We start from the raw sequence: 16393 nt of genomic DNA, 5'->3' as shown, positions 1-16393 counted from the left end.
CCTATCGACAGATTCCTGCATATGATGCGGAATCTGTCAGTATTAATATACCTAGCTCCATTTAAGGAAAGCTGCGATATATTTGGCAACTAATTTTGGGTGTTCGTGCTGCGGGCCATGACCGGAGCTCGGCAGTATAATCAGTTGTGCAGTTTTCCATTGCTTTACCATCGGAAACCAGTTTTCTACAGGGAAACTGGGATCGTGGTCGCCCATTAAAATTAAGATCGGAATTTTAGTGTTACTCAGTTTTTCCCGTGAGTTAGAGCTGTCTGCCTTAAAATCAGCCCCTCCTTTAAAATAACGCTCAAATAAATCGGGCGTAACCATTACGCTCAAATCTTTTGTTCTTTGAGCAATCCTCTTATTTGATTCTTTTGCTGCCTTAACACTCGATTTGGATGCTGGTTCGAAAAAAAGAATAATTTCGTCATTCAGGTCGTTTACCGGTTTCAATGCCGAATCGAAAAATACCTGTTCGGGTGGGGTGGCATTATTTCCCGGAGGATTTGTTCCGATTAATAGCAGGTGGGAAATCATTTTAGGGAAGTGCGATGCAAAAGTTTGTGCTACCGTACCACCGTACGACCAGCCGCCCAGAATAAATGAACTGAGTTTTAATGCTTCCGTAAAAAGCTTAACTTCTTCGGCTACTCCCAAACTTGTGGTGGGAAGTTCTCCGGTAGAAAGGCCTATACCGGGATAATCGAATATGATTACCTGATGTTTTCTGGCCAGCTGATCCAGAAATAAGGGATCCCAGGTATCGAGTATGCCTCTGAACCTGTTGCAGAGCACAATTGGTTTGCCCTGCCCAATGGTTCTATAAGCAATTTTATTACCGCCCGCATCAATAAAAAGTGTTGGTGTTTCAACTGCTGTGGCTGAGCCTGAATTTAATTTTTTCATTGCCGTAGTATTTTTTATGCCCGAAAACAATATTGATGCCGTTGTGCGAGTTGTTGTTAATCAGTTGTTTAGGTGTTTTTATAGGCCTAAGCAATATCGGTATTTCGTTAATTCAATTTAACTTTAGGCGATATTGCGCTATGGCATTAAAGTGATTTTTTTTTAGATGTTGATCGATAAATGTCGAAATGTCGCTAATTTTACTTTTGTGGGTAAAAGTCAATTGTTTGTATTGCAGTGGTTTAACTAGTTGGTACGATGTTTATGAAAGTGAGGTAAATGGAAGTTAAACATGAACCGCCGGTTAACAAAATATCTTTTCGAATGCATAAGAAAGGCCATCGATTCCGAAATGTTGGATAACCTACCTATTAACAGACTTTGTTTTGCCGGACTTACAAGCTAAATTTAACGATCTTTTATCAAGATCAGGTAAAGGATATTAATGCTGGGATTAACTTAAAAACCACCTAAAATTTAAAATTATGGCTGCTTTTTCTGATTCTGTGAGCGACGTGCTGCTGGATATCAGTATGGATATTGCGGATATTAAAAGCAAAAGAGAGCTGCTCGAGCTGATTAATGGTAAACTTAAGCCTATATTCCATTTTTCAGATGTGGCTATCTGTACCTTTAGCCAGGAAGAACCGCTCTGTAAGATTTTTTTGCTCGATCCGGCTTCCGTACTTCAAAAACATCCCGATTACAAGCAATACATTAGTTCCTGCTACTCCTCAAGCGAGATGCCTATTTCCAATTTTTTATTGTTGCCACAGCCCATAGTACACAACCTCGAAACAACTATCGGCCCGGGTAGCGACTTATCTTTGAAGGTACTGGTCGAATCTGGCATCAGACAGGTAATCTGTATTGTATTAAAAAAGGCAGAAGAATATTTCGGAATGATTACTTTTTACCTGGAAAACAAAACCGAGTTAACTGCCGCTACACGCAATCTGATTCTGGGTATTGCAAATCTGATTGGCATTACAGTTTCTAACATCCTCTACCTTGACGAGATTAACCGTAGGGAAGAGGAAAAAACCATTTTGCTTTCGTTTAGCGATAGCATGGCGACTATTAGAACCACACATGATTTAAACGTGATGATGAGCGACCGGCTGAAAAGGCTCTGTGCGATAAAAGATTATGTAATTTCTGTGATTCATGAAGGTGGCGAATTGCACGGCAGATTTATTTACAATAAAGAAGCTCCCTATGTAGAAATGCCCGGATTTAGGCAGGCCTTAAACACCAGGTATAAAGTGCAGGATGGTGTTTTTAACCGGGTAATGGTTTCCCCACATCCGGTTGTGTATAATATCAATGAACTTTTAAGCACTCAGGGCACACCTGAATATATTAAGTTCTGGAAATCTATCGGGATCGAAATAGTGGTAGGCGTTGCATTAACCTTTGGCAAAACACCCATTGGTGTGCTCTGGATCGAGCCTGCCGATGCCAGACAATTAACAGTTTTTTACAATGGCTTATTCAAGGGGATTATCGCACAGCTATCCGTGGCACTTTCGAATATTCTTGCCAATGAGAGGGTAGAAAACCAGATGCTTGAAATTAACAGCTATAAACAGCGGCTTGAAGAAGAAAATGCCTATTTACTCAAAGAAATTGAAAAAAGTTACAACCACAGTGAAATAATTGGCTCGGGTGCAGAAATGTCAGCAGTTTTCAGGATGATGGCCCAGGTTTCTTTCACCAACAGTACTGTTTTGTTGCTGGGCGAAACGGGTACCGGAAAGGAGCTGATTGCCCGGGCTATCCATAACAATTCCCACAGGAAAGATAAGTTGATGGTTAAATTGAACTGTGCAACCCTGCCCGCCAGCCTAATTGAAAGTGAGCTTTTCGGGCACGAAAAGGGAAGTTTTACCGGTGCGACGGAAAGGCGGATTGGCAAATTTGAACTGGCCGATAACGGCACCCTTTTTTTAGATGAAATTGGCGAAATGCCTGTCGACCTTCAGGTAAAGCTATTACGTGTTTTGCAAGAACGGGAAATAGAGCGGGTGGGCGGCAAAGGCCCGATAAAGATTAATGTACGGATTATTGCGGCAACAAACCGCAATTTACTGCAGGAGGTAGAGAGTGGAAAATTTAGAAGTGATTTATATTACCGCTTAAACGTGTTCCCGATTACCCTGCCACCGCTGAGAAACAGAAAAGAAGATATATACATGCTGGCCATGCATTTTATGGCCAAATTTTCGCGTAATACAGGTAAAAACGTCTTCAATATCTCGCATAAGGCAACACAGGATTTGCTGACTTACCCTTGGCCCGGAAATGTAAGGGAATTAGAACACCTAATGGAAAGGAGTGTATTGCTAACGCAAGGTAATACCATTAAGGAGTTACATCTGTCGCTGGGCCAATACAACGAGGCGGGCAAAGAGATCAATAGCGATTATATCAAAACCATTGATGAGAATGAACGCGATCATATTTTGAAAGTGCTCCGGCTTTGCGGAGGCAAGGTATTTGGTCCACATGGTGCTGCATGTAAATTGGGTGTACCGGTTTCTACCTTAAATTCTAAAATCGCTAAACTAGGAATTGTAAAGGAAAAGGTTCTATCACATGTTAATACTTAATGTATTAAGCTTTTTTTGTAATTTATTGGATATGAGGTGCTTGAAATTTTTAAAAAGAATAGTTATTTGTTGTAAATTTAACCATCGTTCCGGAAACAATATATTGTACTGGCTTAAAATAACCAATCATGAAGAAACGAATACTTATTGTTGAGGATGAGTTTGTTGAGGCAAATAACCTGGAAATGATTCTTCACCGGGCAGGCTATTACGTCTGTAACATTGCGAGTTATGTTACCAAAGCGCTGGAAATTATAGAAAGGGAAAAGCCTGATCTGGTGCTATTGGATATCTATCTGAAAGGCAAGCTAACGGGGATCGATTTGGCTAAAACGTTGAGAGAAAAAAATATTGCCTTTGTTTACCTTTCGGCCAATTCAAACAAAGATATTCTTGCCGAAGCCAAGAAAACCGAACCTTATGGTTTTTTGGTCAAGCCTTTTAGGGAAAAAGATGTTTTGGTTACAATTGATATTGCTAATTATCTACATGAACAAAAGCTGAAACTTAAATTTAGAAATGAACACGTTTCCAAAGATGCCTTTGTACAGCATAAAGATTTTGAAGGTATTATTGGCCAGAGCGAAAGTTTACGAACAGTATTTAATCACATTAAGCTGGTTGCGCCAACCGATACATCAGTACTGATATTGGGTGAAAGCGGAACTGGAAAAGAACGGTTGGTGGATAGCCTTCATTTTCAATCGCTACGAAAAAATAAACCGCTGATCAAGGTAAATTGTGCTGCCTTACCAGCTTCTTTAATAGAATCTGAACTCTTTGGACATGAAAAGGGTGCCTTTACCGGTGCACACGACAGGCGTATCGGGAAATTTGAACTGGCCAATACCGGGACCATTTTTTTGGATGAAATAGGAGAGTTGCCGGTCGATTTGCAGGTTAAACTGTTGCGTGTACTTCAGGAAAAAGAAATCGAAAGGGTTGGAGGAAAGGAAACAATTAAAGTAGACATTCGGATTGTAGCAGCCACCAACCGCAATCTGGAAGCAGAAGTGGCAAAGGGTAGGTTTCGGATGGATTTGTATTATCGGCTAAATGTTTTTCCCATTTCTGTACCGCCATTGCGGGCACGTAAAGATGATATCCCGGTTTTGGTCACGCATTTTATACAGCATTATTCAAAATTGCTGGGTAAAGAGATTGAAAAAATTTCTGATGAAGCGCTGCAAACACTAGTGGCCTACAACTGGCCTGGAAATATACGGGAGCTGGAGCACTTAATTGAAAGGAGTATTTTACTTTCTCCAGGAAAAATTATTACCAATGTGCTGCTGCCAATTTTCGAAGACAGCGGGGAGAAAAAATCAACTGAAATTTTTGCTTCCGTTAAAACAATGGAACAAAACGAGATCGAGCACATCATGAAGGTGCTGAAAATCTGCAAAGGTAAAATTGCGGGTGCAGGCGGTGCTGCAGAATTACTTAATCTCCCATATTCAACCTTGGTTTCGAAAATGAAAAAGCTCGGTGTAAAAAAGGAAAATATCCTAAGATAATTATTTATCTACCTGATTTTAAAGTGGTTATTTCTGTTCTTGAAAAAAATCTACAGAACACCATTAAGGCAATAGTATCATTATAGCAAGGTTAAAAAGTGTAAATTTTTAAGCTTTCATTTCAGAAGCGAGCTTCCGAAAATCATCAAAATCAAAGGTTTAACCCTTACACTGAAATTGTTAGACACGAAGTAGGTCTGGTATACAAAAAGAATTTTTGGTCTGTAAAGAGGCGCAGTTTTGCAGACTGCGCCTCTTAGCCTTTACAAAAGGTCATTACTAAGACATCTAAGTCTTTTTCAATCTTAAATAATATCTATACATATTGACTTATGCTTAACATAATTATTTAAAAGGCTTACTAGCAAAATTTTAGCTGTAAAATTGTGGTTGACTGACTTCTTAAAATTTATGATTTGGCTTTTGCCCTCTCAATCATCATACTCAACTCATCTACAGCGGCTTCATTGCTGCCATCAAAACCAGTTAATTTAAACCTGATGTTGCCAGCGGCATCAATTACAAATTTGGCCGGGATACCATTTACTTTGTAGCTGCTTACCACTTTATTTACCTTGGTTTCGGCATCTTTAACATCCATTAAAACTTCAAATGAGTATTTCATGCCTTTAATGTAATCAGAAGCATCTTTAACCGGATCGGCTACTTTCTCCCAGGTATGGATAAAAAGGAATTTCACGTTTTCATCGTCTTTATATTTGTTTACTGCCATTTGCATTGCCGGAAAAGAGGCCTTGCACGGACCGCACCATGTTGCCCAAAAATCGAGGATTACAATTTTACCTTTATAATCGGCCAGTGAAACCTGTTTGCCGTTTAAGTCGGTTAAAGTAAAAGCCGGAGCTTGGTCATTCACCATATCTTTGGTTAATTGTTTGTCCAGGTTTTCCAGATAAGCTTTTCTAATGGCAGCGGCATAAGCATCGAAACCATTTTCGCTGCCTTTTACTTTTACATAAAGTTTTTTAAAATCGACAGCCATTTCCGGTGAGGCTTTACCTGCCTTAACCACTTCTTCCAGCTTATCGTAAGCTTCCTGGTTTCTGTTCAGGCCCATTAAAATTTGTGCATAACGATAGTTTAATCCGGGACTTAAGCTCGTAGATTTTTTATAAGCAAGTTCTGAATAGCTTAATGCCTCTGCATACTTTTTTCTATCGAATAAAATATTGGCATAGGTACTGGTTGAACCTGGGTAGCCTGAAGCCGAAAACTTGGCCCAGTTCTCATTTCCTTTTTTACCATCGATATAAGAAAAGGCATTATCCATTCCTTTTTTGGCATAAATTTCGGCGTTGGCCAAATCGCCGTTTTTGTAAAAAGCATTGGTTATGCCGTAGTAAGCGTTGCCTTTCCAGAAATCAACTTCAAGCATATTGGCATATTCATTGGTTTTGGTTACGTTTTTTTCTGCTGCAAATTTTCCGGCAATCAATGCCCTGATGTAATCGTAAGCCAAACGGTCGTCTACCTTTGTATTCTCATACATCGTTGGTGGAAATTTTTTGACCCATGCTTTGTAAGCGGCTTCAGCTTCTGCAGCGGTTTTAAACAAATAAAAATCTTTAGAAGCGGCATTTCTGGCCTGTGTACCCAAAGGGAAACGCGTTGCGATATCACCATAAATCGCTTCCGATTTTTTAGCATCACCTATGCGATAATAATAATTCGCTGCCGTTAGCACATCTTTTTCGGTTTTAGCACCAGATAAGTCAACTAATTTGGCTCTCAACAAACGCTTATCGGCCGAATCTTTCGAGGCTACCAGTTTATTCAGGTATTGAATCAGGGTATCGGCTGGTTTAGTGTTTTGTGCCTGTGCTGCCTGGAGGACAACTACCAAAAAAAGTATCGAGCTGGCTGTTTTTAATAATTTCATATGGCTTTATATTTTATTTTTTTCGAATCATTAGTCTGCCAGAATTTAGTTTCAGGCAGACTAATATTAAATCTTTAGTTATAACCAGGATTTTGGGTTAGTTTGTTATTTAGCAAAATCTGATCTGCACCAATCGGCAACAATTGTGCAGTTGTTTTCCAGGTCGGTTTTAGCGTACCTAAAACTGCGTCGGCAGTTCCAGTGCGTTTTAAATCAAACCAGCGGTTACCATATTCTCCAAAAAGTTCGAGTTTGCGTTCTTTGGCAATAGCTGTTAACAGTGCACTTTGGGTTGCAGCAGTGGTATTGCCCAAACCTGCCCGCAAGCGAATTACGTTGATGTCACCTTGTGCTCCACCAATATTCGATTGCTGGGCCCTTGCCTCTGCTCTTATCAAATATTGTTCACCTAAGCGCGACACCACCGTGTATTCGTTACCCAAAGTAGCTGCTGTAGCAATTTGTACCTTGTACTTATTAATCCGGTAGTATTTAATGGCGTTAAAAGTGGTCGAATCAATCCATGAAGTTTTACGGTTATCGTTCAGTTCAAAATCTTTAGTAAAATTGTTATATAATACATAATCCGGTGGCGCTACGTTAGCTGCCGAACTGGTTGTGCGGTACGTGCTAAAGGCCGATGCACCAAATAAAGTAGATAACTGCAAAATGGTTTCGCTACTGGTATTAACGAAAGTATTAGGCAGCGTAGCCATGCTGTAAGCGCCCGAACCAATTACTTTAGTAGCTTCTGCCTCGGCATTTACATAATCTTTATTATATAAGTAGACCTTAGCCAATAACGCAGTTGCTGCCCATTTATTTACCCTGACCTTTAATGCGGCACTACCTACATAAGTAGTGGGCAACAGGTTTTGCGCATCTTTTAAATCGCTAAAAATCTGTGCGTAAACTTCCGTAATTGTAGCCCTTGGTTTAAAAGCATTATCCAGTTCGTTTATTTCGGAAGTAATGGGTACACCTCCATAAAAGTTTACCAGGTTAAAGTACATTAAAGCCCTGAAAAATTTAGCTTCACCGCTTAATTGGTTTTTCATCGGCGAGGTCATTCCGGTAGAATGACTAATTCCATCCAAAATCAGGTTACAATAGCGAATGGTTTGATAAGGATAGGTCCATAGGTAATTGGTTGTATTGGTATTGGTTGGTGCCACCACATTCTGCGAGAACTGGATTAAATTAGCATTCGAGGTGGTATTCTGAAGCTCATCGGCCAATAAACCGCCAAACCAGGTACTGTATCTTAGGTGATCTACTGTTGAATAATAAGAATAAAGTGATAAGGTAGCACTGATAGCCGAATTATCGGAGTTAAACGCATCTTCTTTGGCGATAAGATTATTCGCCAAATCGGCTTCAACAAATTTTTTGCATGACGACATTGCTATTAAAACCAAGCCCAATGTCATTATTTTTTTGAGAAACATATATTTAATTTTCATGATTACCTTGATTAAAATGAACAATTTAAACCGAATACAATGGTACGCACCTGCGGGAAAGCAATGTACTGACCTGTGCCCAAGCCTGGTCCTGTACCCGGTAAGGTGGTTTCAGGATCGTAAGTGAATTTCTGCTTGGCCCAGGTGTAAATGTTTTGTCCCTGTACGTAGACACCCAGATTAGAAAGCTTTAACTTACTGGCTATAGCTTTGGGAAAAGTATAGTTTAAGCTTACCGTTTTCAGTCTTAAGTAAGAAGCATCGCCCCAGTTCACATCCGAAGAAGATAAGTTTCCATAAGATGGATCGTTAACGGTAGATGCCGCAGGAAAAAGTGCCGTGTCGCCGACAGCTCCCCAGCGATCTAGCAAGGCGGTACTCATGTTGGTATAATTAATGCCCGCTGGGCTAGAGCTCAAAGTCGAATTTAATACGCCATAACGGTGATTGTACTGGAACATAAAATCGAGTGCAAAACCTTTATAGCTCAGGCTGTTGTTCATGCCCGCATAGTAAGGGTGACCATAGTAGCCCACATACCTGTCGCCGGAAAAGCTAATGCTCCCATCGCCGTTTAAATCCTGGTAGGTTGCTAAGCCCGTTGCCGTATTAACCCCAGTATATTTGTAAAATTTCCTGATATCTGTTGGCTGTCCGATAATGTAAGAATTGGCATAAAAAGTATTTTCAAGATTATCGAAAGCCAATAATTTATTGCGGCTGATGGTTAAATTCAGATTGGTACTCCATTTAAAATCGCCGGCGCTTACGTTAATGGTGTTCAATTCAAATTCAAAACCTTTGGTTTGTACTGTTGCGTTCAGATTGGCAGTATAACCGGTTGAACCTGTTTGAGATGGAATGGTAATGAAGTTTAACAGGTTGGAAACACGGTTGCGGTAATAATCTGCTTTTAATAAAATCCTGTCGTTTAAGAAACCCAATTCTACTGCAACATCCAGTTTCTTATTAGTTTCCCACTTTAGATCGGGATTTTGAATATTAGAAGGGATATAAGTACTGGTCCCATCGTAGTTGTTACTTGAACCGGCTGACGAATAAAGCGCAAGATAACCGTAATTTGGGATTTGATCATTACCCGTAATACCATAACTGGCCCTTAATTTACCAAAGCTCAAAAAGCTAAGGTTTTTCATGAAATCTTCCTGAGTAAAAATCCATGAAGCTCCTACTGCACCGAAATTCCCAAATTTGTTGTTACCGCCAAAACGTGATGAACCATCTCTTCTGTACGTACCATCTACAATGTATTTACCTTGCCAGTTGTAGTTTAAACGTCCAAATACTGCAGTGTAACTGTATATCGCATCTGCACTATAAGAGGTAACCACCGACGAAGCACTGGCCAATGAGTTGATCAGGTTTTCGTTGTTATAACCCGTACCTGTTAAAAAGATTCCGGTTGCTTTAGTTTGCTGAAAAGTGGTCCCAATTAAAGCTTCCAGATTACCTTCGCCAATTTTGGTGGTGTATACCGCTTGTGGCTCGATAATGTAATTGTTGTTGTCGTTATCAGTGTATCTTAACAAGCTTACCTGTGCGCTAGCCGGGTTTTGCGAACTGGCAGGATTAATTTGCTGCTGTTTTAAACGGGTTGAAGTATAACCCAAATTGGTTTTAACTACCAGCCCGTCCATAATTCGATAAGATAGGTTTACGTTGGTGAACAAATTGGTAGTTTGTGCATTGGTTGTTTTCGCGTTGTACGAAAGCGGGCTTGTGGTCGTCCAGTTTACACTACCATTGGCATTGTACAGGGGATAATTGGGTGCCAGGTTATAAATGGTACTTAAATCGGTAGATGGCAAAAGGTTTTTCATGTAGGTATAATTTACCGAACCATCTATATTAAAACGGCCATCGCTGCTTTTATGACCAGCATTTAACCTGCTCGAAAAAGTAGTTGCACCAAAATCGCCATCAAAAACGGTGCTTTGCTTGCGGTAAGTTGAAGAAAACAAGAAAGAATTCTGTGCATTTCCACCTGAAACTGATCCGGTAGCATTAGTGGTATGACCGGTCTGACCAATAAAATATTTTTGCCAGTCGGTATAGGCATTTTGATCCCAAACTGTTAAATCCAACGCATTTGCTGCTGTAGGCGTAACGCCTGAACGCGCAAAGGCAGCCCTGCGGGTAGCCAGGTATTCCTGCGTATTCATCATCGGAATATAGTTGGCCACATTGCTTACGCCCGAATTCACGTTAAAATTAAAAGCCGTTTTACCCTTACTTCCTTTTTTAGTGGTAATCAATACCACACCATTCGATCCGCGTGAGCCATAAATAGCGGTTGCATCGGCATCTTTCAAGATATCGATCCGCTCAATATCTTCGGGTGCAATTATACTAAAAGGGCTTACGCCACCGTTTGCAGCGCTTACTCCGTTTGCATTCAGGTTATCGGTGGCAGGTTGTGCCCCATTAAATAAAGTAAAAGGTACACCATCAATAATGTACAATGGGATATACCCTGCACCTGAAACGCCCGTATAGGCACCGCGAATGTTCATTCGGGCACCAGCACCTGGTAAACCGTTATCTTGCGTAATCTGAACCCCGGCAATGCGGCCTTGCAGCGCCAGTAGGGGATTGTCTACCGTTTGTTTACCAATTTCTTCGGCAGTAATTGAGCTTACAGCACCTGTATTATTGCGCTTGGTGGTGCTTCCATAGCCAATTATCTGCACCTGATCTAATGAAGAAGCAGCCAGACTTAATTTAATGTCCAGTAAACTGGCTACACCACTTTGTAATAAGCCGCGTGTTACTTTCAGTTCTTTGGTTTCGTAGCCGATATAAGAAATGATCAAAACATCATTTTCTTCCAGATCAAGTACGAATGCACCGGTTGATCCGCTTACCGCATACTTTTTACTCCCCTTAACGGTAATGGTTGCACCCACAAGCGGGCTATTGTTTTCATCTACAATCCGGCCGTTAAAGCGCGAAGATGTAAAAACTGAAGCTATTTTATCGATAAATGAGCGCTCTTTTCTCTTGATTAATACAGTGTTTAGCTCAATGTCGTAGGTTAGTTGTTTATCTTTTAACAGATACTCAACAACCTCTTTAACTGATGTGTTTTTAAAGCTTACGCTCACCTTAGCCGCATCGTTAAGCGTGTTGGTGGCATACAATACCCTGTAGTTGGTTTGCTTTTCTATTTCTTTAAAAACCTGATCTATGGTTATATTTTTAGCCGTATAGGTCAGTTTTTGCGAGAAACTACTGGCACTAACATGCATGAGTAAGGTCGTCATGATGATGATGGTGAGTTTCATGGTTAACATGATTTTTTTAGGAATGCACGCCAAATGCCTTCCTTGATAAAAAGGATAAATATTCATACTTTCGTTTGTTTGGGTTAATGCGTAAATGGACCTTGAAATTCGTTTTTAAAGGGTTAACTCAGATCATGGCCATGGTTGTGCTTCCAACACTTCCATGGTTTTTTCTTCTAAACCTGGTGTGCTATCTAACGCTGTTTCTGTAGTGGTTTCTTCATTGTTTTTTGGTTTTAGTTGATATTGATTTATTTTAAACAGCATGGTTAAGGCTGTTGGCAGTATTACTTTACGGTTATTAGCTTACCGTTGATGTAAAATTTAATATTTCCTGTTTCTTCGAGCATTTTAAGTACTTCAGAAATGTTATCGAAACGCGATACCGAACCCGAAAAAGAAGGCATTTGCTCAGAACGAAGATTCATTACGAACTGAACTCCATACCACCGCGATAGTTTCTGCATAACACCAGATAAAGGCTCGTTTTTAAACCTGAACTCGCCGTTTTTCCAATCGACGGCAAATCTCGGATCAACCGCATTTACGTCAATGTTGTTGCCGTACAAGACCGATTGCTCGCCTGGGGAAAGTATTTTTTCGCCCACTGTTCCTTTTACTTTTATAGAGCCTTCTAAAAGTGTCGTTTTGGTATCTAAACTGTTTGGGTAGCTATTAATGTTGAAATGCGTGCCTAAAACTTCTACCTCCTGTTTTTTGCTTTTAACAATAAAAGGGTGGTTTTTATCTTTGCTCACTTCAAAATAGGCTTCTCCATCCAATTCTACCCACCTGTTTTTCCCCTTAAAATGGCTCGGAAAAGCGAATTTAGTTTCTGCATTTAACCAAACCCGGGTGCCGTCGGGCAGGTTTATCTGATACTGTCCGCCTGACGGGGTTGTTATAGTATTGTTTCTTCCTTCTTCTTTTGCTCCTCCATTATCAATAATGGAAAAAACCAGCAAGCCATCTGCAGCCTTTTTAACGTTGAGCCCGTCTATGATGGTCAGTTGTCCTGTTCTACTGTTCGATAAATCTATCTTGCGGTCATCGGCAAGTGTTAAAATGGCACGGTTACCACCAGGAGCTACATCATTGGCATAGCGATCAGACCGGTCTTCAGTCCTGCTTTTTATTACAAACAGGCCACCAATTAAGCATAAGGCCAACACTGCTGCCCAAGCGGCAATGATGCGCAGCTGTCGGGTGATGGTTTTAGGTTTTACTGCCAGATTTTGCTCTTTATCTTTTCCTTTTAGCCTTTGTGCATCAATGCGTGCTTTCAACTTTTCGCCAAAAGCCGCTTTTTGAGCTTCATCGAGAGTCCAGGCGTTTTCCAATAATCGCTGCTCCACAAAAGAATCAACAAGGTATACTTCTTTCGCTGAAGCTGTTCCATCCAAATAATGTTGTATTAGTTGTTTTGCCTGTTCGGTCTTCATAAGTTTTTGAAGCGCATTAAGCTTGCCTTACAAGTGTATATTCCGAAAAAGCTATTTTGGTGGTAGATTTATTTTTAAAAAAAATATGATCACTTCAAAATGTGCAGAAATATGGCCATCATAGTAGCCGAAAGTTTGCCTTTTAAAGAATTAGCTATTATTTTGAGTGCATTGCTTACCTGTTTTTTAACCGTCCCTTCAGCAATATTTAGTTTTTCGGCTATTTCGCGGTACGATAACTGTTCATCTCGACTTAAAAGATAAACTTCGCGCATTTTTTTTGGTAATTTGGCGATCCCAATATCGATGTTTTCCTGTAATTCTTTTAACGAGATACTTTCTTCGATGTTCAGACTATTATCAACCGCTTGTTCGGTTATTTTGTCTAAAAAATCACTAGTATGGATATTTCTTTCAATATATCTTAAGCATAAATTGCGGGTACTGCGGATAAGATAAGCCCCTAAAGTACTTTTAACCCTTAGCGTAGTCCTTCTGTTCCAGATCGATACAAAGATTTCCTGAACTATATCTGCAGCTTCCTCCTCCGATTTGGTTAACCTCACCGCATAAGATATCATCTTTTCCCAGTAGCGGTTGTAAATTTCCGTAAAGGCCTGCTCTTCTTCCTGGTTTATCAGTAAGATCAGTTCAAGATCCGGTACGTGGCTTAGGGATGGCATAGTTTATAAAACGAATATAGAAGAAAAATATAAAATAATCTGCTGTAATAAACTCAAGCCGCTAAATTGTCCCACTTTGGAGGCAGCTCGAAGAAATTGGCTAAGTGTAGCTTACAGTAAACTTTTACCATCTTTTGTAAAAGTAACCCCAGGCTGATACTGAGGTACCAATTATTTTTTAGCAAAATGGCTGGCAAGGTCCCATTTGACAGCCACAATCAGGTTCGAAACGCTCAGGCACACGCAAACAGTAGGCAGGCCCAGTACCGCAAAACCCATAATAATTGCAGCAGTTTACCTGATTGTCAGGGCATTGGTCGCCTGCTGGATCGCACCCATACTGCGCTTGAGAAATTCCGCCCATAACATGCACTGATATTCATTAAAGTGAAGCTGGTCTTGTTCCTGTAACGAAAAATTTAGTTTGGTCATTTAAATTATAATCATAATTTTATCAGCAAGAAATTATTTTTTTTTAAAACAACCTGGCTGAGGTAAAATAAGGATTAACCGTATGGCAAAAAGAATATACGTCCTGGAAGATGATAAAGGTATTCGCGAAACTGTGCAGATGGTGCTTGAAGTAGCAGGTTACCAGGTAACAGGCTTCACCGATATAAGCAGATTTAACGCAGATCAGGCAGGCCTGTTGCCAGATCTTTACTTGATCGATATCATGTTACCCGATGGCAATGGACTCGAGGTGAGGGCTGCATTAGCTGCCGACCCGGCAACTGCACACATTCCGGTTTTGATCATGAGCGCGCATACCAGTTTTTCTGAAGGCTCAGACTGGCCCGGCGCAAAGCATTTTATTGCAAAACCCTTCGATATCTACGAGCTTACCGGAAAGATCACAACGCTGCTTAAAGGGTAACGAATCTGTTTATTGATTAAATAAAGGAGCAGTGAACCAAAAGCAGGCGCCCTGACCCTGTACCGAGTCTACACCAATCTCGCCTCCATGTCTTCGTATAATGTCTGCACTGATGTATAGGCCCAGCCCCAGGCCGGAATAATGAAGGCTTTTGTAATCTGCGCGGTAATACCGGTCAAAAAGGTGTGGGATCTTTTCGGCGTCGATCCCCTTTCCCTGGTCCGCTACAGAAATTTTTGCCATTTCGTCCTGTGTAGAAATATTAATTTCGATCAGCTTGGATTCCGGTGCATATTTAACGGCATTATTGATCAGGTTAACCACTACCTGGCTTATCCTTTCCTGGTCAGCATACATCTGCAGGCTGCGATCACCTGTTATCATCAGCCGGTATTCGCCAGCCAGCCTCAACTGCTGGCAGCATTCGTCCGTCATTTCATAAATATTGAAAACCTTATTGTTCAGTCTTAGCGCTCCAATATTAATACTGTTCGCATCGAGCAGGTTTCCGACCAGACCATTGAGCCGCTCTATACTGCTATTGGCCTGCTCAATAAGCCTGGGCAGCATTGGCGAGGCAAGATTGTCTTTCATTTGCTGCATTAACTGCAGCGATGCGCCAAGACTGGTAATAGGGGTTTTTAGTTCGTGGCTGGCAATACTAATGAAATCATCTTTTTCTTTCATGAGCTTCCGTTGGGCAGTCACGTCGATGAAGGTGCAGATTCCGCCCGTAAATTCATGCTTCTCGCTGAATAAAGGTACGGCGTTGACCGAGATGTAAAAAGTGTCCTTTTCTGGTCTGGAAATGCCAATTTCCCTGTCGTAAACCGGTGCGCCTGTTTTAAGCATAATATACATGGGGTGCTCCTCTGGCGGGAGTACCGATCCGTCAAGACGAAGATTGATCCAAAGCGCGTCGTTATACGACCGGCTTTGCATTTGCAATAAATTAACCCCGAAAATCTGCTCGGCCATGTGGTTGATGTAGGTGGCCGTCCCTTTTGCATCAACAATGCATACACCATCGGCCATGGTATCTAAAATACAACGCAGGCGAGCTTCACTGGCCATGAGCCTGTTTTGGATAGACTTTTGATGCGCATTGTATTCCAGATTTTCCAATCTAAGTTCCAGCTGCTCTGCCACAATGTTCGCTAATCCTTCCAACAAACCTACCTCATGCTCCGAAAAATCGCGTACCTCACGGCTCACCAGGCACATCGTTCCAACGATGTAGCCATCATTAGTTAAGATAGGTGCCCCAGCATAAGCCCTCAGCCCAAATTCTCCGTAAACATACGGGTGTCCTGCAAGCCTTTCATCCAGCAGGGCATTGGGAATAACCGTCGAAGCGCCATTTAATACCGTGATGGCGCAAAGGCTCATCGATCGGTCAACTACAATCAACTGTTCGCCTAGCCCCACGCTGGATTTAACCAGTTCACTGTCCTCATTAAGGAACGAAATGTGCGCAATCGGGACATTAAACATATTACAGGCCAGTTCGCAAATGCTATCGAATACCGGTTCACGTTTATCGTTAAAAACCTGATATCTCCTCAATGCTGCAACCCGCTGTTCGTCATTATCAGGCAAAAGGTGCTCTATGGCGTGCTTGTAAGTGTTCACTTCTTAAATTTAGGATAAGTTATGTAAAAACAAGGTTTATTCAAAAAAATATC

11 protein-coding genes are annotated in these 16393 nt (G+C 41.0%); 3 read left to right on the top strand and 8 right to left on the bottom strand.

Annotation, left to right across the window (positions count from 1 at the left end; translation table 11 throughout):
• Positions 1–51: 51 nt before the first annotated feature.
• Entirely contained in the window at positions 52–909 is an 858-nt protein-coding gene (locus AC1RJ8_RS09625) for an alpha/beta fold hydrolase (protein ID WP_492953296.1), read from the bottom strand.
• Positions 910–1394: 485 nt separating this feature from the next.
• On the opposite strand from AC1RJ8_RS09625, the gene AC1RJ8_RS09620 reads away from it, so the two are divergent.
• A complete protein-coding gene (locus tag AC1RJ8_RS09620; RefSeq protein ID WP_492953297.1) occupies positions 1395–3521 on the top strand; it encodes a sigma 54-interacting transcriptional regulator in 2127 nt (708 codons plus the stop codon).
• A gap of 128 nt (positions 3522–3649) precedes the next feature.
• Positions 3650–5038, top strand: coding sequence for a sigma-54-dependent transcriptional regulator (locus tag AC1RJ8_RS09615; RefSeq protein ID WP_492953298.1), 1389 nt, complete (start codon positions 3650–3652; stop codon positions 5036–5038).
• Positions 5039–5447: 409 nt separating this feature from the next.
• Here the strand turns inward: AC1RJ8_RS09615 and AC1RJ8_RS09610 are convergent, their stop codons facing one another.
• From AC1RJ8_RS09610 to AC1RJ8_RS09585, 6 genes are all read right to left on the bottom strand, one after another.
• On the bottom strand, positions 5448–6938 hold the full coding sequence (locus AC1RJ8_RS09610) for a redoxin domain-containing protein (protein ID WP_492953299.1): 1491 nt from the start codon (positions 6936–6938) through the stop codon (positions 5448–5450).
• A 74-nt stretch (positions 6939–7012) separates the two neighbouring features.
• Positions 7013–8401 carry a RagB/SusD family nutrient uptake outer membrane protein gene (locus AC1RJ8_RS09605; RefSeq protein ID WP_492953300.1) on the bottom strand — a complete coding sequence of 463 codons (1389 nt, stop codon included), beginning with the start codon at positions 8399–8401 and terminating at the stop codon, positions 7013–7015.
• 11 nt (positions 8402–8412) lie between these two features.
• The gene (locus AC1RJ8_RS09600) at positions 8413–11706 is read right to left on the bottom strand and encodes a SusC/RagA family TonB-linked outer membrane protein (RefSeq protein WP_492953301.1); all 3294 of its coding nucleotides are present in this window, start codon (positions 11704–11706) and stop codon (positions 8413–8415) included.
• A gap of 132 nt (positions 11707–11838) precedes the next feature.
• On the bottom strand, positions 11839–11973 hold the full coding sequence (locus tag AC1RJ8_RS09595; protein ID WP_492953302.1) for a hypothetical protein: 135 nt from the start codon (positions 11971–11973) through the stop codon (positions 11839–11841).
• A 20-nt stretch (positions 11974–11993) separates the two neighbouring features.
• The gene (locus AC1RJ8_RS09590; protein ID WP_492953303.1) at positions 11994–13148 is read right to left on the bottom strand and encodes a FecR family protein; all 1155 of its coding nucleotides are present in this window, start codon (positions 13146–13148) and stop codon (positions 11994–11996) included.
• Positions 13149–13237: 89 nt separating this feature from the next.
• Positions 13238–13831 (bottom strand): RNA polymerase sigma factor, encoded by a 594-nt coding sequence (locus AC1RJ8_RS09585; protein WP_492953304.1) that lies wholly within the window; start codon positions 13829–13831, stop codon positions 13238–13240.
• A 514-nt stretch (positions 13832–14345) separates the two neighbouring features.
• Between AC1RJ8_RS09585 and AC1RJ8_RS09580 the strand changes: the two genes are divergently transcribed.
• Complete coding sequence (locus AC1RJ8_RS09580; RefSeq protein ID WP_492953305.1) at positions 14346–14708, top strand: response regulator transcription factor; 363 nt, start codon at positions 14346–14348, stop codon at positions 14706–14708.
• A gap of 9 nt (positions 14709–14717) precedes the next feature.
• On the opposite strand, the gene AC1RJ8_RS09575 is transcribed toward AC1RJ8_RS09580, so the two are convergent.
• Positions 14718–16340 (bottom strand): sensor histidine kinase, encoded by a 1623-nt coding sequence (locus tag AC1RJ8_RS09575; RefSeq protein ID WP_492953306.1) that lies wholly within the window; start codon positions 16338–16340, stop codon positions 14718–14720.
• Between the last annotated feature and the right edge of the window lie 53 nt (positions 16341–16393).

Source organism: Pedobacter sp. GW822-FHT03F06, from assembly GCF_058801365.1.
The sequence above is the reverse complement of the archived record's forward strand: the minus strand, read 5'-3'. Positions and strand labels throughout refer to the sequence as shown.

Bases quoted from the DNA above. Each gene is read 5' to 3' on its own strand.
- AC1RJ8_RS09580 (WP_492953305.1), top strand. From the start codon at position 14,346: ATGGCAAAAAGAATATACGTCCTGGAAGATGATAAAGGTATTCGCGAA.
- AC1RJ8_RS09595 (WP_492953302.1), bottom strand. From the start codon at position 11,973: ATGCTGTTTAAAATAAATCAATATCAACTAAAACCAAAAAACAATGAA.
- AC1RJ8_RS09615 (WP_492953298.1), top strand. From the start codon at position 3,650: ATGAAGAAACGAATACTTATTGTTGAGGATGAGTTTGTTGAGGCAAAT.
- AC1RJ8_RS09605 (WP_492953300.1), bottom strand. From the start codon at position 8,401: ATGAAAATTAAATATATGTTTCTCAAAAAAATAATGACATTGGGCTTG.
- AC1RJ8_RS09620 (WP_492953297.1), top strand. From the start codon at position 1,395: ATGGCTGCTTTTTCTGATTCTGTGAGCGACGTGCTGCTGGATATCAGT.
- AC1RJ8_RS09585 (WP_492953304.1), bottom strand. From the start codon at position 13,831: ATGCCATCCCTAAGCCACGTACCGGATCTTGAACTGATCTTACTGATA.
- AC1RJ8_RS09600 (WP_492953301.1), bottom strand. From the start codon at position 11,706: ATGAAACTCACCATCATCATCATGACGACCTTACTCATGCATGTTAGT.
- AC1RJ8_RS09625 (WP_492953296.1), bottom strand. From the start codon at position 909: ATGAAAAAATTAAATTCAGGCTCAGCCACAGCAGTTGAAACACCAACA.
- AC1RJ8_RS09610 (WP_492953299.1), bottom strand. From the start codon at position 6,938: ATGAAATTATTAAAAACAGCCAGCTCGATACTTTTTTTGGTAGTTGTC.
- AC1RJ8_RS09590 (WP_492953303.1), bottom strand. From the start codon at position 13,148: ATGAAGACCGAACAGGCAAAACAACTAATACAACATTATTTGGATGGA.